14 protein-coding genes are annotated in these 16850 nt (G+C 62.2%); 8 read left to right on the top strand and 6 right to left on the bottom strand.

Annotated elements, in window-relative coordinates; all coding sequences use genetic code 11:
• From NMA52_RS02890 to NMA52_RS02875, 4 genes are all read left to right on the top strand, one after another.
• Entirely contained in the window at nt 1–3150 is a 3150-nt protein-coding gene (locus tag NMA52_RS02890; protein WP_254826133.1) for an efflux RND transporter permease subunit, read from the top strand.
• Between the two features lie 4 nt (nt 3151–3154).
• Complete coding sequence (locus NMA52_RS02885) at nt 3155–4558, top strand: efflux transporter outer membrane subunit (RefSeq protein ID WP_254826132.1); 1404 nt, start codon at nt 3155–3157, stop codon at nt 4556–4558.
• A gap of 331 nt (nt 4559–4889) precedes the next feature.
• Complete coding sequence (locus tag NMA52_RS02880) at nt 4890–6377, top strand: SUMF1/EgtB/PvdO family nonheme iron enzyme (protein WP_254826131.1); 1488 nt, start codon at nt 4890–4892, stop codon at nt 6375–6377.
• Nucleotides 6378–6416: 39 nt separating this feature from the next.
• Nucleotides 6417–7139: a T9SS type A sorting domain-containing protein gene (locus tag NMA52_RS02875; protein ID WP_254826130.1), complete on the top strand. Its 723-nt coding sequence runs from the start codon at nt 6417–6419 to the stop codon at nt 7137–7139.
• A gap of 20 nt (nt 7140–7159) precedes the next feature.
• Here NMA52_RS02875 and NMA52_RS02870 read toward each other — a convergent pair whose 3' ends face one another.
• The 3 genes from NMA52_RS02870 to NMA52_RS02860 form a co-directional block, all read right to left on the bottom strand.
• Nucleotides 7160–7558 (bottom strand): heme-binding protein, encoded by a 399-nt coding sequence (locus NMA52_RS02870; protein WP_254826129.1) that lies wholly within the window; start codon nt 7556–7558, stop codon nt 7160–7162.
• A gap of 60 nt (nt 7559–7618) precedes the next feature.
• A complete protein-coding gene (locus tag NMA52_RS02865; RefSeq protein ID WP_254826128.1) occupies nt 7619–8425 on the bottom strand; it encodes a hypothetical protein in 807 nt (268 codons plus the stop codon).
• A 148-nt stretch (nt 8426–8573) separates the two neighbouring features.
• Nucleotides 8574–9521, bottom strand: a complete 948-nt coding sequence (locus NMA52_RS02860) for an SMP-30/gluconolactonase/LRE family protein (RefSeq protein ID WP_254826127.1) — start codon at nt 9519–9521, stop codon at nt 8574–8576.
• Between the two features lie 155 nt (nt 9522–9676).
• On the opposite strand from NMA52_RS02860, the gene NMA52_RS02855 reads away from it, so the two are divergent.
• Nucleotides 9677–10849 (top strand): M23 family metallopeptidase, encoded by a 1173-nt coding sequence (locus NMA52_RS02855; protein ID WP_305884738.1) that lies wholly within the window; start codon nt 9677–9679, stop codon nt 10847–10849.
• Nucleotides 10850–10931: 82 nt separating this feature from the next.
• On the opposite strand, the gene NMA52_RS02850 is transcribed toward NMA52_RS02855, so the two are convergent.
• Both NMA52_RS02850 and NMA52_RS02845 read right to left on the bottom strand, forming a co-directional pair.
• The gene (locus tag NMA52_RS02850; RefSeq protein ID WP_254826126.1) at nt 10932–11369 is read right to left on the bottom strand and encodes a hypothetical protein; all 438 of its coding nucleotides are present in this window, start codon (nt 11367–11369) and stop codon (nt 10932–10934) included.
• An 85-nt stretch (nt 11370–11454) separates the two neighbouring features.
• Entirely contained in the window at nt 11455–12180 is a 726-nt protein-coding gene (locus NMA52_RS02845) for an inorganic pyrophosphatase (protein WP_254826125.1), read from the bottom strand.
• Nucleotides 12181–12463: 283 nt separating this feature from the next.
• On the opposite strand from NMA52_RS02845, the gene NMA52_RS02840 reads away from it, so the two are divergent.
• The 3 genes from NMA52_RS02840 to NMA52_RS02830 are packed head-to-tail and all read left to right on the top strand — an operon-like array spanning nt 12464 to nt 15538.
• Entirely contained in the window at nt 12464–13489 is a 1026-nt protein-coding gene (locus NMA52_RS02840; RefSeq protein WP_254826124.1) for a serine protease, read from the top strand.
• Nucleotides 13490–13495: 6 nt separating this feature from the next.
• Entirely contained in the window at nt 13496–13849 is a 354-nt protein-coding gene (locus tag NMA52_RS02835) for a carboxypeptidase-like regulatory domain-containing protein (protein ID WP_254826123.1), read from the top strand.
• 60 nt (nt 13850–13909) lie between these two features.
• Nucleotides 13910–15538, top strand: a complete 1629-nt coding sequence (locus NMA52_RS02830; RefSeq protein ID WP_254826122.1) for a hypothetical protein — start codon at nt 13910–13912, stop codon at nt 15536–15538.
• A gap of 149 nt (nt 15539–15687) precedes the next feature.
• Here NMA52_RS02830 and NMA52_RS02825 read toward each other — a convergent pair whose 3' ends face one another.
• The gene (locus NMA52_RS02825; RefSeq protein ID WP_254826121.1) at nt 15688–16797 is read right to left on the bottom strand and encodes a glycerate kinase; all 1110 of its coding nucleotides are present in this window, start codon (nt 16795–16797) and stop codon (nt 15688–15690) included.
• Between the last annotated feature and the right edge of the window lie 53 nt (nt 16798–16850).

Raw genomic sequence — 16850 nt, 5'->3', positions numbered from 1 at the left:
ATGCTTAAGACCTTCATCGATCGCCCGGTGCTCTCCACCGTGGTCTCCATCATCATATTGATTCTGGGTTTTCTGGGACTGTCGCAGCTCCCGATCACCCAGTACCCCGACATTGCTCCCCCGACCATTACGGTCGCGGCCAGCTATCCGGGCGCCAACGCCGAGACGATCCTGGAGAGCGTAATCATCCCCCTCGAGGAACAGATCAACGGCGTGGAGGGAATGACCTACCTCACCTCCACGGCGACCAACAGCGGCACGGCCTCCATCACCGTGTACTTCGATCAGGACGTCGACCAGGACATTGCCGCCGTCAACGTCCAGAACCGCGTCTCCCGGGCCAATCCCCTCCTGCCGCAGGCCGTCATCCAGACGGGCGTCACCGTACAGAAGCAACAGACGAGCGCCCTGATGTTCATCTCGTTCTACAGCACCAACGCGGATTACGACGACATCTTCATTCAGAACTACCTGAAGATCAACGTCATCCCCGAGCTGCAACGGGTCAACGGCGTCGGCGACGTCAACGTATTCGGGGCCAAGGATTACGCGATGCGCATCTGGCTGCAACCCGATAAGCTCGCGGCCTACAACCTGATTCCCGGCGACATCACCGCGGCCCTGCGCGAGCAAAGCCTGGAGGCCGCCGCCGGATCGCTCGGCGACAACAACGGCGAGGCCTTCAGCTACACCATCAAGTACAGCGGTCGCTTCAAGACCGAGCAGCAGTACAGCGACATCATCGTCAAGGCCCTCGGCGAGGGAGAATATCTGCGGCTTTCCGACGTAGCGGAAGTGGAGCTCGGAGCTCAGTCGTACCTCGGCGGATCGCTCACTAGCGGCTATCCGGCCGTGAATATGGGCATCTTCCAGATCAAGGGTTCCAATGCCCGCGACATCATCGACGAGATACAGGTGCGCCTGGACGAGATCGAGGCCGAACTGCCCGAGGGGATGGAGATCTTCGTGCCCTACAACACCAATAACTTCCTCAACGCTTCCATCGAGAAGGTCGTGGAGACCCTGGCCGAGGCCTTTCTGCTGGTCTTTATCGTGGTATTCATCTTTCTGCAGGACTTTCGCTCGACGCTCATTCCCGCCATCGCGGTGCCGGTATCGATCATCGGCACCTTCTTCTTCCTCAACCTCTTCGGTTACTCCATTAACCTACTTACGCTCTTTGCTCTGGTGCTCGCCATCGGGATCGTGGTGGACGACGCCATCGTAGTCGTGGAGGCCGTTCACGCCAAGATCGACGAGGGGGAGAACGACGCCCGCGTAGCCACTGAACGGGCGATGGAAGATATTTCCGGAGCCATCATTTCGATCACCCTGGTCATGGCCGCGGTGTTCATACCCGTCACCTTCGTGCAGGGCCCCACCGGGGTGTTCTACCAGCAATTCGGCATTACGCTGATCGTGGCCATCATCATTTCGGCCGTTAACGCCCTTACGCTGAGTCCGGCCCTCTGTGCCCTGTTCCTGAAGGGTCACGACGAGAAGGCGGGGGTTGACGGGCGAAAACTGAGTCAGCGGTTCTTTGCCGCCTTCAACCGGGGCTTTGACGCGACGGTCAACCGTTACGGCCGCTCCGTGCACTTCCTCTACCGCCACAAGTGGATCACCGTCGTCGTCCTACTGGCGGCCGTCGGGGGCGTGTGGTGGTCAGCCGGGCAGGTACGGACCGGCTTCGTACCGAACGAGGACCGGGGCATCATCTTCGTCAACGTGGAGTTGCCGGCCGGTGCATCCATCGACCGCACCCACCAGGTAAACGTGGACTTATACGACAAGATCAGCCGTATTCCGGGCGTACTGCGCGGGTCGCTGGTGGAGGGCCGGAGCTTTCTCGGCGGCTCGGGCAGCAACTTCGGGCTCGGCTTCATTCGCCTGCTCGACTGGGAGGAACGGACCGCCGACTCCCTGTCCATCGAAACCATCACGGGCAAGATGTTCGCCGCCGCGGCGACGATCCCCGAAGCCAGCATCGTATTCTTCGCCCCGCCGAGCATCCCCGGATTCGGGCAGGCGGCGGGGGCGGAAGTCAACCTCCTCGATCGTTCGGGGGGCAGTTTCGAGGAGCTCGACCGGGTGAACCAGGAATTTATCGCCAGGCTCACCGAGCGGCCGGAGATCCAGTACGCCCAGTCCTCCTTCAATACCGTCTACCCCCAGTACGAACTCGAGATCAACACTCCCCTGGCAAAGGAAACGGGCGTGGAGATCAGCAGTATATTCTCGACGCTGCAGGGCTACATCGGCAGTCTGTTCGCCGCCGACTTCTCCCGCTTCGGCAAGCAGTACCGCGTGTACATTCAGGCACTGCCGGAGGACCGGGCCGACGAATCCGACCTCGGCAAAATCTACATCCGTACCGGGAGCGGAGAAATGGCGCCCATCACCCAGTTTGTCTCCCTGAAGCGCGTCTACGGTCCCCAGTTCGTCTCCCGCTTTAATCTGTTCAACGCCGCCAAGATCACCGCGGCGACCAATCCGGGCTACAGTTCGGGCGACGCCATCGCCGCGGTGGAAGCGGTCGCCACGACCCTGCCGGCCAACTATACCACGGCCTACTCCGGGCTTACCCGGGAGGAGGTGAACGCCGGGGACCAGACCACCACCATATTTCTCCTCTCCCTGGTGTTCGTGTACTTCCTGCTGGCGGCGCAGTATGAGAGTTACCTCACACCCTTGTCGGTGCTGCTGTCCCTACCGCTCGGGGTATTCGGGGCGTACTTCACGACCCAGTGGATGGGACTGGAGAACAACATCTACTTCCAGATCGCCCTCATCATGTTGCTGGGCCTGCTGGCGAAGAATGCTATCCTGATCGTGGAGTTTGCCGTGCAACGGCGGCGCAACGGAGAATCCATCGTGCACGCCGCCGTCGCCGGAGCCGAGGCACGACTGCGCCCCATCCTGATGACCTCATTCGCCTTCATTCTGGGTCTGATGCCCCTCGTGCTGGCCAGCGGGGTCGGGGCGGCCGGCAACCGTTCCATCGGGACGGGGGCCGTCGGAGGCTTGCTGGTCGGGACCATTCTCGGCGTCTTCGTGATTCCCATCCTGTTCATCTTTTTTCAGTGGATACAGGAAAAGATTACCGGCGCGCCCGCCTCCGCGCCCATCCTTGAATTAGAAGAAGAGTAGGACCATGACCCCATCATTCACTCCCCGTTTCCTGCTGTTACTTGGGCTGCCCTTGTTCCTGACGTCCTGCTATACGGCGAAATCCTACGTACGTCCCACGGCGGAAGTCGTAACCGCCGCTTACTACCGCACCGACAGCCTGGCGCGCGACAGCCAGTCGCTGGCTCTCGTTTCCTGGGCCGACCTCTTCACCGATTCCTACCTGCGGGGATACATCCAGGAGGGGCTGGACAGCAATATTGACATCCGCACCGCCATCCGGCAGATCGCCATTGCCCGGGCCTATCTCGACCGGGCGAACGTCCGCAACCGGCCGACCCTGGACGGAACGCTGCAGTACAGCCGTTCCCAGCTGTCCAAGAACAGTCAGTTCGGCGGGTTCTTCAGTTCCCTCGATCAGTTCCAACTCAGCGGCACCCTCTCCTGGGAGGCGGACATCTGGGACAAGATCAAGAGCGCCCAGCGGGCGCAGGCGGCCCAGTACCTTCAATCGGTCGCCGCCCACCGGGCCGTCAAGAGCCGCCTGGTAGCCAATATCGCCTCTACGTACTACGACCTGCTGGCCGTGGACGAGCAGCGGCGCATCACCCAGGAAACCATCGCTAACCGGGAAAACAGCCTCGAAACCACCCGCGCGCTGAAGGAGGCGGGCAGCGTGACGGAGGTGGGCGTACAGCAAACCGAAGCCCAGATCTATACCGCGCAGGCCATTCTGATCGATCTGGATCTGCGGGTTCACTTGTTGGAAAACACGCTATCGATCCTGCTGGGCACCGATCCACGGGCGTTTCCCCGCTCGTCCCTGACGGAGCAACGCCTTACCGATGAGCTGCGCTCCGGCGTCCCCGCCCAATTGCTCGCGAACCGACCCGACGTAGCCGCCGCGGAGTACGCCCTCGTGAACGCCTTCGAACTGACGAACGTGGCCCGGGCCGACTTCTACCCCGCCCTGCGGTTATCGGCAACGGCCGGTCTGCAGAGTCTGACGCTCGGCGACTTCTTCAGTCCCAGCTCCATCTTCGCTACCCTGGTGGGCGGACTGACGCGGCCCATCATCGACGGACGGCAGATCAGGACCCAGTACGCCGTGGCGGAACTGCAACGGGAACAGGCCTTCCTGGATTTCCGCTCGGCCGTACTGGCGGCCGGTAAGGAGGTGGCCGACGCCCTCTACAACTACGAAGCGGCCGAAGCGAAGATTGGGGTGAAGGAGCGGGAACTAGCCGCTTACCAACTGGCTACGGAATACTCCGAGGAGTTGCTGGCCAACGGCTACGCCAATTACCTGGAAGTCCTGCGGGCCCGCGAGAATGCCCTGGGCACTGGCCTCGACCTCGTTTCCGTCAAAAATCAGCGCCTGCAGGCTATCGTGGATCTGTACGAAGCCCTGGGGGGAGGGTGGCGATAGGCGATCCGAGCGGTGCGTAACTAATAGGTGTTAATATTTATTGTCCGGCAATGACATAAATTATTTGCCGTTTTGATCATAAGTTTCCGCGGTAGGCTAACCCGGAAGCGAGGCACGGATTACACTGTTTTTACGGTGCAATCCACAGGTTTACGATTTCTACTCAAGATCCCACCAGAGTTCACTTTTTTGGTCTATACGTTGCGGCTACTGGCTAGGTAGCAGACTGTTTTTGCTTTTCAAGACACATCAGCAATACACACGATCACCGCTCTAACGGGAGTGGCGTCCGCAATTTTGGCACAAAGTGGCTAGGTGACAAAATTTAACCATGGTAAGATTTTACCTGCTCCTTTTTCTCCTACCCGGGGGGAGTGTCCTATTGGGCAATAACATTCAAATCACGGGTTTAAACGTCGACTACGAAGTCGATAATTCCGGCTTTGCCCTTCTGACTTTCGACCTTTCCTGGGACAATTCCTGGCGCACGAGCGCGGCACCCGGCAACTGGGACGCGGCCTGGGTCTTCGCTAAATTTCGCCCGGACACCGACGGCGAATGGCAACACATCGTGCTGACCACTCCCCCAGCGGCCCCTACGGGCGCTACCATCGACATACTGGACGGGACCGGGGCGATGATTTACGCGGCATCCACTACGTCGGGCAGTGTCAATTACCAACAGACACGCCTGCGCATGAACCTGGCGGCCAACGGCGTCGACTGGATCGAAAACCTCGAGTTCCAGGTATTCGGCGTCGAGATGGTGTACGTTCCGCAGGGAGCGTTTCAACTAGGTAGTGACAGCTGGGGTACCGAAGTGAATCAATTCTATTCGGGCAGTCACCCCTGGAAACGGCCACCCTACTCCGTCAGCTCATTCAATGCTATTACCGTTGGCAACGGCAAAGACATGCTCAATTTCGAAGTCGGAACCGCTACGAACGTTCCCACCACGATTCCGGCCGGCTTCCCGAAGGGCTACCGGGCCTTCTACGCCATGAAGTACGAACTGTCGCAGCAACAGTACGTCGACTTCTTCAACACGCTGACCCCCACCCAGAAGGCACTGCGCGATCTCACCGACAGTAACGGGAAGGGTACCGATGCGGTACTTAACCGCAACGCGATCGCCTACGACGACCTTGCCGGGGGCGATGCATCCACCACCGCCCCCCACGTCCCCGTCGGTTACGTTTCCGTAAGCGATATGTTGGCCTACCTGGACTGGTCCGGCCTGCGCCCCATGACGGAGATGGAGTTCGAAAAGCTCTGCCGGGGTCCGGAAACCCCAACCGTAGAAGGGTTCGCCTGGGGGACTGACGCCATTGCTGGTTGGGCCCTCCAGCCCGCCCTGCTCAACAGTCCCACCGAAAATATTACCAACCTCAGCTTGTTCCTGCCCGAAACGGGTTATGCCGGATACAACAACACGATGCAGGCGGGCTCCGCCGGCCCCCTGCGGTCGGGCATATATTCCGCCAGCCTGACCCTGAACAGCACCCGCGTATGGAGTGGCGCCGGTTACTACGGTAACATGGAGCTATCCGGCAATCAGGCCGAAGGAGTGATCACCGTCAGCCATACGGACGGCACACAGTTTACCAACGCTCACGGTGACGGCGCCCTGACCACGGCCGGGTCGGCCAATGTACTTACCTGGCCACTCACCCAGCACGGCGTCGGCACCCGGGGCGGCCACTACGGCTCCGCCGCGGTCTCACTCATGGTAGCCGACCGCAGTTCGGCGGTCACAACTGACACCAGTCCCGATATCCGGCACGCCTGGCTACAGTTCCGCGGTGTCCGCGGCCTTTAGGCCAGCAGCCACTTTAATCAACTAGACACTATCAACATCATGTACAATATTTCCCAAGCGCCCACGCGCCTCCGCCCCTTATTCCTTCTCTTCGTCCTCATCCTTGCCGCCCCCTCCCGGGCCCAGTACAGTGGCGGGAGTGGCAGCGGAGTAGCTTCCGACTCCTACAGCGCGCCGGCCGCCATGCCCCTCACGCTGCTGGACTTTTCCGCGCAAGCCGCAGAGAACAAAATCGTCCTGCAGTGGACGACCGCTTACGAAAGCGGAACCGATTACTTTCTCGTCGAGCGCACCGTCGACGGTCGTAGCTTTGCTACCGTCGGGCGGGTCGCCGCCGCCGGCACCTCCCTGCAGGGGGGAAGGTTGAACTACGAACTGCTCGACCTCACGTCCTTCACGGGGGTAGCCCACTACCGGCTAAAGTCGGTGGACCTGGACGGCACCCACACGTACTCCGATTTAGTGGAGGTTAAGCGACGGGCAGAAGATTCTACCCCGCGGTTCGTCATCCATCCCAACCCCAGCACCGGACACACCATCGGAGTGGACGTGCAGGATCTGAACGGCAGTGAGCCGGTGAACGTAGAAATTCTGGATGCCGCGGGTCGCCGCATGTTCACCCGCCGCGTGCACGTTGGCTCCGGCGAATACTTTCAGCTTCAACTCGGGGAACGGCTCCCCGCCGGAACGTACTTCCTCCGAATGAGTCAGGCTTCCTTCGGGTCGCACACCCGGCGTTTACTGGTTTCGCCTTTCGGGTAATATCCTTGAATAAGAGTTCTCTATCGGATGGCTTCCGCTCCCGCTTCGGCGACCAGCTGATCGTTATCCACCGTGCTGCCTGATACCCCGACCGCGCCGATGACCTCGTCGCCGTGTTTGAGGACGATGCCGCCGGGAAAGGTGATCAGACCGCCGTTGCTGTGTTCGATGTGGTAGAGGGGCTGGCCGGGCTGTACCAGCGGACTCAGCTCGTGGGTACCCATGGTGAACCAGGCCGCCGTCCGGGCCTTCTTGATGGCGATGTCGACCGAGCCGATCCAGGCGCCGTCCATCCGGGCGAAAGCTACGATGTTGGCGCCGGCGTCGACGACGCAGATGTCCATTTTGGTACTGATTTCCGCGGCCCGTTTCTTGGCGGCGGCAATGACCGATTCGGCCTGGGAGAGGGTAATGTTCATAGCGCGATGGGTTTGCTCCCTAAGATAGGGGGAACCGCACCATCCGCGATTTACGCCGGCTTACAGGCGGAAGAGCGCGCACTGGTCCATCATCCCGTCAAAACTGAGATCGCTGAGCTGTTCCAGCAGTTCTCCGCGGGTAGGGGCTACGGCGACGACGGAGTTGTTGTACACGGCGAAGTGGCGTTCGCGCACGCCGTTGGCCTTTAATTCCTTTTTGATCGCGCGGGCACTCAGCTTGGAGTACATCTGCATATAGACGTCGTGTAATTCGGGGTGCTTAGCGAGGATCTTCTTGATGTCGTCCTCGTGCTTATCACGGGTGGCGGCCGACTTGAGGTACTGCCGCAGCTGCTTTTCGGCGCGCTGGGTGGCGGGGCTGGCCTGTTTTTCCAGCATCCGGGGGTCGAGGGTTTCGGTTATTCCGCGCACGTCTTTGATCTGTTTAAATTCGTATTCAATATCGCTCCGGCTGGGGCTTTCCGCTTCGGCGGGAGCTACCGTAAGTTCTTCCACGACGATCCGGTTGTCGAAGGGCCGCAGCACGGCCTCCACGCGAACGGGCAGTTCGGTCTGCACCGCGGATTCGGGAGACTGCCGCGTACCGACCACGCCGTAGAGGGTGTAGTCGTCCATCAGCACGGCATACTTCTTATATTGTTTGACCAGGTAGAACCGCCCCTGCTTTACGGTGCTGAAGTTGCGAACCTTACGGCGCTGTTTTTCGGTAAGCCCGGCCCCGGCTTCACTGGCGAGGAAGCGCTCGATGAGGTCGGGATTCCCGTACACCGACTGCCGGCCGGCAAAGGCCAGCAGGCGCTCGTTAAGGCTCGTAAATTCCTCGCACGCGGCGGGACTAAGGTGCATAGGTAAGGTCATTAATACTGTTGATGCGGGCGGGGTCGCGGGTTCTTTTGTTGATTAACGGATAGCAAGCCCATTTGGTTACGAACCGCGAAATTTCGGCTTGGTGCACACCTTCCCCACGATTTGACCCCGTACGCCCGTAAGTCCGCTACCGCTTCACCGCGACGACCTCATACTCCACCCCGGGGCCCGGCGTAGTACCAAAACGCGCATTAACGGCGTAGAGCGTGGATCCCTTTCGGGCGACCGTAGTCGGCACCCGAAAGGCGGGGTCGGTGATGATGTCCGTCACGCGACCCGATCGGTAGTCGGAGCTCAGCTCAATTTCGGCGATCTGGTTCAGGGCGTTCTGTACGACGTAGAGCGTTTTACCCACCAGCAGAATGCCGTCTCCGTTCACTACGGTCGCGCCGTTCAGCTCGATCCGCGTGGCCACGCCCGTAGCCGGGTCGGTGAGGTACAGGGTTCCAAACGTGCTGTTGACCACGATCAGAGCCTTACCGTTCGGCGTGGCGGTAATCCCGTTGGCGTTGAACGCACCGGCGCGGAATTCAAAATCTCCCCCAAGTTCCAGGGTAGAGGTCTGTCCGGTCGGGGTACCGTTGGGACGCAGTTGCACGACGTAAAGCTTCGGTTCGAAGGAGTCGGTGAAGTACGCCGCGTCCGTGGTTACGGTCACGTCGTTCACGAAGCTCCCGCCAAAGTCATAGCGGGCCACTTCGTTCCGGGTACGCGTATCGAGTACGTAGGCCATCCCCGTCGGGCCACCCGCTACGTACAGATATTTTGTGGAGGCATCGTAGGCTAGTCCGACCGCTACGCCCCCGCCGTCCGGCGTATAGATCACCTCCCCACTTCCGTCCTGAAAGTTTCCGCGGTAGATCGACCCGTCGGCCAGGGAACCGACGTAGAAGGTGTTCCCGTCGCCGGCAACGATGCCCTCGGGCGCGAATCCGTTGGGCAGGGGCAGTACGTCCGGAAAAGCCTTCCGAAACGCTACTTCCTGGTTAGCGAGATCGACCGCTTCGGTGCGGTCGCAGGAAGTGACGAGGAAGAGGGCAAAAAGGAGGAGGAAGGTCGTTCTTAGTATTGTCATGGTCTGTTAGTGGCTACGGAGGAGTTCGGACCGGACCGGTCCGTTGGTTCCAACGGTAATTGCGCCGCCGCTGTTCGGGTACTTTACGGCTTCCGCCCGAACCGTTAAACTCCCGTTAAGGCGCATCCCTCCCGCCGGCTTCCTGTTTCCGGAGTATGCCCTCCAAGACTAGCACGCTGAGACCCCTGCTCCTGCTGGCGAGCATCCTCCTGATGATCGCCGCCTGCCACCGGTACTTCGGCGGGGTTACGGAGGCGGTCGAGAATATCCTCACTCCGCGCACGCCCCGGCAGGACTTCGCCCACGACAGCCTGCGCAGTGATTCCGGAGACGCCCTCGTGGCCGCCTGGGACTCCGCCTACCTCCGTGCCCTCACCGATACCCTGCGGGTCGACCTACCCTACCGGGAACGATTCCGTTACCCCGCGTCGCTGGAACTCTCGGCCTCGTCGGTGCGCTTTTACCTTCCGCCCGGTCGCCAACTGACCGCGACGGTACGCCCCGACAGCAGCGGCGGACCGGTCTTCGGCGAACTGTTCGCCGTCGGGGACCCCGCAGTACCGGACGCGCGCGACGCCCTCCTCCGCTGGTCGCCCGACCGGCCCCGGATCACGTACGAATCCGACCGGGTCGGCGGCCAGGAACTGCTCCTCGTCGTGCAGACCCCTCCGGGCAACGGCAGCCACTACGAACTTACCCTTCAAACCACTCCGGCCCTGACCTTCCCCGTAGCGGACGCCTCCGTCCGCAACATTCAATCCTTCTGGGGCGACAGCCGCTCCGGCGGTCAGCGACGCCACGAAGGGAACGACATTTTCGCGCCCCGCGGCACGCCGCTCATCGCCGTTGCCGACGGGCGGGTGCGGTCTACCAAGACCGGCGGGCTCGGGGGGAAGACCGTCTGGCTTCGCGACGGCGAGGGGCGCGGGCTAACCTACTACTACGCTCACCTCGACAGCCAACTGGTGCGGGCCGGGCAGTCGGTCAGCCGGGGCGACACCATCGGCCTGGTCGGCAACACCGGTAACGCCCGCACCACCCCGCCCCATCTGCACTTTGGCATTTACCGCAACGGTGCCCGCGATCCCTATTCCTACTTACGCGGACCGGACGGCGAGGGCCCCACCGTCCGCTACCCGCTACAGGACCCGCCCGATGCCGTTCCGGAACGGGGTCGCCACTACCTGCGTTACCGGCCGGACCGGGACCGCACGGTCGTGGTCCGGGAACTTACCAACACGGAACCCATCACCGTGCTCGGGGTCACGGAACGATACTACCGCATCCGGACGGCGGCGGGAGAAACGGGATTCGCCAACTTCGACTGATCGTTGGACCTGCGTCCCCGCCCAAAAAAAAAGCCGGCACGCTCAGGCGTTACCGGCTACGGGATCAAGTGTTCGTAAGGAATTATTCGATGTCCAGCGGAGCGTCGCTGCCGTCGAGCGAAAAGCGTGTCGGCAGGGTCTGGGGCGTCAGGTAGGGCGAAAGATCGAAGGTGTACGTCTCGACTATCTGAGCCTGGCAGGTAAAATCGCCGGCGGGAACCCCGTCGTCGAAGATCAGGCGGGCGGACGTCTGGGTGGGCTGGCTTTCCGCCACTTCCCCGAGCGTGTGCAGTTCCATCCGCCATCCCTGGCTGCTGCAACCCGTCGCTTCGATGGTGACCTGTAGGCACAGATCCGTGATGCGGGCTTCCAGCAACTGAAAGTCATCGCCGGTGGGATCGACGATCACGTCCACGATTTTAATGTCCGGCCCGCAGGCCAGGCGGGGGATCGCATCGTCTTCGCCACAGCTCGTGCAGGAAAGACCGAGGATCAGCGCAAAAAGCATAAGTGACTTCATGGGGGCACATTTGATTGATGTACCGGGCCAAGACGGTGGGCCGGGCAGATCCGTTGGCCCCCGGAACGTTAAGAAAACCTGAAAGTTACAGGCTGTCCAGAATCCCCTTCTGCCGCTGACCGAAGCTGAGGGCTTCCATCAGGGTGGCGCTCATCACGTCCTCCAGATTTCCGTAGTGGGTGGCGTAGTCACGCTGGCTGCGGCGGATCACTTCCTGGGCTTCCTCGCGACCGTAGGTGTGGGTGATCTCGCACTTGGGCGCGATGCTGGGGAGCTGTTTGTAGGTTAGGAAGTAGTGGCGCAGACGATCAAGGATGGAGGGAGGCAGATCGCTGACGTCCTCCCAGCTGCCGTAGACCTCGTCGTTTTCGAGTACGGCGATGATCTTGTCGTCGGCCTCTCCCCCATCGAGCATGCGGAAGCCACCGATGGGCTTGGCCTTCACGATGATGTTACCGTGGGTCACTTCCCGCTCGGTGAGTACGCAGATGTCCAGCGGGTCGTCGTCGCCCTCGATGCCCTCGCGGCCGGTCTTTTCCATACAGAACCTGGCCACCTCGTCCTTGCAGTAGGTTTGGGGAATGAAGCCGTAGAGGGCGGGTACGATGTTGGAGAACTTCTGCGGGCGGTCGATGATGAGGTAGCCCGACTTCTTATCGACCTCGTACTTTACCGTATCGGAGGGGATCACCTCGATGAACGCGCTCACGATGCGCGGGGCGCGGCTGCTGATGTCGATACCGTGCCAGGGGTGGCTCTTGTACCGCAGGCCGATCAGTTTCCAGAGTTTATCGTAAGCATCGGGCACCATACTGGGGTCGTTTTGGATTGGTGGCGCAAAGGTACAACTTGGCGGGGGCGCGGGAGCCATGAATCGACCCCATTCCTCCCCCCCGGTTCATTTAGGGCGTACCCGGTTGGCCGGCAACCTTACCTAAACGTCCTGGTGGTAGCAAAAGCCGGCATCCTGGGTTAGCACCCGTGCTGCCTCTCCGATTATTTGTGAAATAATTTCACGTCCGGGTGTAACGTCCGGGGGCGGACGGAAATAAAGTACCGTTCACCACCCTTCATCACCTTTTACCACCATCATCATGGCTTCACAGCTCGAAGACGTATTCACCGACGTTAAAACCAACGAAAACGGCGACGGTAAGACCGCCACCCAATCCACTACCCTCCCCTTCACCGAGCCCGGCAGCGCGGGGCAGGGGTTCGAACGCCTCATGGAACTCGGCCTGGAGCCCATCGCGGAAAACAGCGCCCTGGAAGAACTCTCCACCGAGGAGGGCTTCGACGAGCAGGCACCGGAGTACGACGAGGTCAGCTCCGAGGAGTCGGCCCCTGAACTGCAGCTTCCCGAAACCGACCAGGAAGAAAGCTTCCCGGATGCCTACTTCGGCAGCTACGACATCGACCCTTCCGAAGCGCGGCAGGAGGCCGATGAGGTCGTCATCGGTACCGACGACCGCATCCGCATCACCAACACCTCCAGCTACCCCTGGCGCGTTCATTGCTCCCTGCGTATCCGCACCCGTACCGGCAAGACCTACATCGGTACCGGCTGGTTCATCAGTCCGCGTACCATCATGACGGCCGGCCACTGCGTCTACCTCCACAACGAGGGCGGCTGGGCCCAGTCGATCACCGTAATGCCCGGACGCAACGGATCCGCCCTACCCTACGGCGCCCACACCGCGACCCACTTCCGCAGCGTGACGGGCTGGACGAACAGTCGCCAGCGGGCCAACGACTTCGGTTGCATCATCCTGCCCAAGAACAACCGCGTGGGCTCCCGCACGGGCTGGCTCGGCTTTGCCTACATGGGCGACAGCGCGCTCAAGAGCAAGTACGTCAACCTGAGCGGCTATCCCGGCGACAAGCCCGCCGGCACCCAGTGGTACCACGGGCGCCGGGTGAAGGCCGTCAGCAGCCGGACGATTACCTACGAGATCGACACCGCCGGCGGACAGAGCGGATCGGCCGTTTACCACATCAAGAGCGGCAAGCGTTACGCCGTAGGCATCCACACCAACGGTCACTCTTCCGGAAACTCCGCTACCCGGATCACGAAGGGGGTATTCAACTTCATGAAGACCTGGAAGGCCATGGGCAGCTAAGGGCGTATGAAATTTCTTCTGATCCTCTGGCTGGCGGTCGGTGGGTGGTCGGGCTGTACGCAGTCCGCCACTCCCCGGCCACCGGTCGTTAATGACCCGACGATGCAACACTCCTTCGAAGGCCGCGTGGTGGATGCCGGCGGCCGTCCGGTACCCGAAGTGTCCGTTTCCATCCGCGACGCCCCGGCCAGCATTCCCGACCTGGCCACCCTGACCGGCGACGACGGACGCTTCACCCTCAACAACCTGCCGGCGGGCGAATACGTCCTCCGCCTCGTCCCCCCGACGGGCGGCACCCGCACCGCGGCCGTCACCGTCGACGGCCGCGCGGAAGTGACCGACCTGCGCGTCGGCAACTAGGCCCCCGGGGCCGAACCGGGAAAAATTCCGAAATTACCTTGGTCCACCCACCGCCCGCCCATGCCCGCCGACCCGACCCGCAACCCCCTGTACGCCGCCAACGCGGTGCCCTCCGATGACTTTGAAGGCCTCAGTCCCAGCCAGGTCCACCCCCTGCTGCGTGATTTTCTCGGCCCCGGCAGCGTGGTGAAGTTGCGGGAAGATCCCCCCGGTGCAGACGCCGACCGCGTCCCCCTGGTCCGGCTCACCCGCCACCTCCTGACTGCCCTCGGTGCGGGAGAGGCCCGCCTGACCGCCAAGGGGAACCTGCCCGTGAAGCTGGTCCGCGAGCTCTACGCCACGGGGGCCCTGCCCGACGACTACATCGAAGAGGGCATCGTGAAGCTGCGGGGGGAAGACGACTACCTGCCCGCCCAGGTCGTCAAGTACCTGCTGACCATCCTCGGGTGGACCAAAAAGCGCCACGGCAGGTTAAGCCTGACGAAGAAGGGGCACCGGGCCACGCAACTTTCCGGCGCGGAGCTCTTTGGCCGGCTCTTCCGCGCTCACCTGCAACGGTTCAACCTCGCCTACGCCGACGGCTACCCCGAGAGCGGTGAACTGCAGTACCTCTTCCCCTACTTTGCCTACCTACTGCTCATCCTTGGCCGTAAGCCCCGCTCCGTGGGGGAGTACAGCGACCGAATGCTGCGCGCCTTTCCGATGCTCGACCTCACCTACGGCCCCCTTCTGCCCTCGGTCCTGGAAAGGCGGCTGGTCAACAACTTCCTTGCCCTCTACGCGCTACTTCCGGACGCCCCCCCGGGGATCAACGCGGATGTAGAGGAGTTGCGCCCCACGGAACTCTTCTACGAGCTCTTTTACCTCGACCGCGACGCCCGTCCGGAGCCCCCCACCGAGGAACAGGCGTACACGAATCAGTTGACCGCGGCCCTCTTCGACGCCGAAATGGGCAGTCATACCCACCTGAGCGACGACATGCCGCCGGAGCTGCTCCAGCAGTTTCAGCAACAGATCCGCGATTTCGAGCAACAGCGCGCGGCCGGCAAGCTGGTGGCCGTCGGCGATTTACTGGGCGACGTGGCGCTGGTCCCACCGGAGGAGATCACCGACGACGCCCTCGCCCGGCGGGAAGCGCGGCGACTGCTTGGGTTGCTGAAGAAAGTCGGCATCCTCACGGACGACGCCTCCCAATTGGAGCCACGCCCCTACTACACCTTCCTGCACGACATGTTGCTGGCGCACGAAGTGGTGCCGCCCCGCGCCGGCCAGCAACTCTTGCTGCCCCTCCGGGAGGTACTCCGGCAACACGTGGATCCGGTAAAGTCGGTGACCGAGTACTTCGTCTTCCACCTACTCAATCTGGAGGAGGCCTTCCCGATCGAGGTCCTCAACGACCGGATGCGCCTCAACGGACGGGTGGTTGGCCCCATGGAAGTAATGCCACACTTGCAGGCCTGGCGAGCGCGCTTCCGCAAGATCACGCCCATCGGCTTTGAATTCCTGGAGGACTCCCGCCTACCGGAGCGTACCGAAACGGACGCCGTGCAGTTGTTCGTCGTCGAGTACGCGGTGGAGTACCGGGACGGCGGTACCGACAACTTTGTCGGCCCCGGCGTGGTCGAGCTGGTATTCGACGGGACCGACTGGCGGGTATCGGGCGCCCACTTCGCCGGCTTCGAGCTGTGAGGGGGCGGCTTTTGCCCATAGCTAAGCAACTGCCCCCCCTTCCCCAGCTGCCGCGCAAAGGGGGAGGAAGCCGTTATCGGTACGCCGGCTTTTGCCCCCCGGCCCCCAAAAGGGGGGGAAGCCGTAACCACTACCGGGATTTCCGGTACTCAATCTAAATCCAGTCCGGTCGCCAACCGCCGTAGGTAGCCGGCCGCGTTGCGCATGGCGTCGTCGAGGTCGGTGGCCAGCGGACGAATAGCGCCGACGGACCGCAGCTGCGGATGCCGCAACCGATCGGCGGACAGGGCATTGTTCCCTACCAGCAGGCTGCAGGGCTTATTGTGGACGGCGCAGTGCTCCAGTAGGCCACCGACCACCTTTCCCTGCAGCGATTGCCCGTCTAGTTGACCTTCCCCGCTGATGACGTGATCGGCCCACCGGACTTGATCATCCAGTCTGCTGAGATCGGCTACGGTCGCGAAACCGGCCTGCAGGGTAGCGCCGAGCAGCGCGACCAGTCCGGCGGCAATGCCCCCGGCGGCCCCGCCGCCGGGCAGGTCGAGTACGGAAGTGGCCGCGTAAGCTTCCAGTAACCGACCGAAGGAAAGCGTTCCGGCTTCGAGGGTTTCCACCGCGGTGGGGTCTGCACCCTTCTGGGCGGCGTACACGTGGGCCGCACCATTGTATCCGCACAGGGGGTTCTCCACGTCGCACAGCAGGACGATGGATTTATCCCGCCAGAGCCGGTCGGCCGGAGGAACGATCTTGCGGATAGCTCCGAGATTCGCGCCGATGGGCGGCAGCTCCCCACCCCGCGCATCCAGGAACCGGAAGCCCAGGGCGTGGGCGCATCCCGTTCCGACGTCGTGGGTGGCACTGCCGCCGATCATCAGGTACACGCGTTCGACCGGCTGGTGCAGCGCGTGGGCGAGCAGCGTACCGGTGCCTACCGTGGACGTCCGGAGGGGATCGCGCTCGGTGGGGTCGAGGAGGACGAGTCCGCTGGCCGTTGCCATTTCGATGAAGGCGGCTTCCTTGCCGAGCAGGTAGTGACCGTCGAGGGGGCGGCCCAGCGGATCGGTGGTGGCCACCCTCACCCCGTGGAGGTCCAGGTGGTCGCCGAGGACCTCCAGGGTGCCGTCGCCGCCGTCGGCCAGCGGATGAAAGCGAAGTTCGGCTTCCGGCCACTTAGCGCTGATCCCCTCCCCGATGGCCGCGCAGACGGCGTGGGCGGAAAGCGAGCCTTTGAACTTGTCGGGGGCGATGAGGATGTTCATGGACCCTAAAGTAAACCGTGTAGGGCGGAACGTGGCGGGAAGGGAACCGGGTA

This window comes from Lewinella sp. JB7, assembly GCF_024297185.1.
Lineage (GTDB): Bacteria > Bacteroidota > Bacteroidia > Chitinophagales > Saprospiraceae > Neolewinella.
The sequence above is the reverse complement of the archived record's forward strand: the minus strand, read 5'-3'. Positions and strand labels throughout refer to the sequence as shown.

Bases quoted from the DNA above. Each gene is read 5' to 3' on its own strand.
- NMA52_RS02890 (WP_254826133.1), top strand. From the start codon at position 1: ATGCTTAAGACCTTCATCGATCGCCCGGTGCTCTCCACCGTGGTCTCC.
- NMA52_RS02885 (WP_254826132.1), top strand. From the start codon at position 3,155: ATGACCCCATCATTCACTCCCCGTTTCCTGCTGTTACTTGGGCTGCCC.
- NMA52_RS02880 (WP_254826131.1), top strand. From the start codon at position 4,890: ATGGTAAGATTTTACCTGCTCCTTTTTCTCCTACCCGGGGGGAGTGTC.
- NMA52_RS02875 (WP_254826130.1), top strand. From the start codon at position 6,417: ATGTACAATATTTCCCAAGCGCCCACGCGCCTCCGCCCCTTATTCCTT.
- NMA52_RS02870 (WP_254826129.1), bottom strand. From the start codon at position 7,558: ATGAACATTACCCTCTCCCAGGCCGAATCGGTCATTGCCGCCGCCAAG.
- NMA52_RS02865 (WP_254826128.1), bottom strand. From the start codon at position 8,425: ATGCACCTTAGTCCCGCCGCGTGCGAGGAATTTACGAGCCTTAACGAG.
- NMA52_RS02860 (WP_254826127.1), bottom strand. From the start codon at position 9,521: ATGACAATACTAAGAACGACCTTCCTCCTCCTTTTTGCCCTCTTCCTC.
- NMA52_RS02855 (WP_305884738.1), top strand. From the start codon at position 9,677: ATGCCCTCCAAGACTAGCACGCTGAGACCCCTGCTCCTGCTGGCGAGC.
- NMA52_RS02850 (WP_254826126.1), bottom strand. From the start codon at position 11,369: ATGAAGTCACTTATGCTTTTTGCGCTGATCCTCGGTCTTTCCTGCACG.
- NMA52_RS02845 (WP_254826125.1), bottom strand. From the start codon at position 12,180: ATGGTGCCCGATGCTTACGATAAACTCTGGAAACTGATCGGCCTGCGG.
- NMA52_RS02840 (WP_254826124.1), top strand. From the start codon at position 12,464: ATGGCTTCACAGCTCGAAGACGTATTCACCGACGTTAAAACCAACGAA.
- NMA52_RS02835 (WP_254826123.1), top strand. From the start codon at position 13,496: ATGAAATTTCTTCTGATCCTCTGGCTGGCGGTCGGTGGGTGGTCGGGC.
- NMA52_RS02830 (WP_254826122.1), top strand. From the start codon at position 13,910: ATGCCCGCCGACCCGACCCGCAACCCCCTGTACGCCGCCAACGCGGTG.
- NMA52_RS02825 (WP_254826121.1), bottom strand. From the start codon at position 16,797: ATGAACATCCTCATCGCCCCCGACAAGTTCAAAGGCTCGCTTTCCGCC.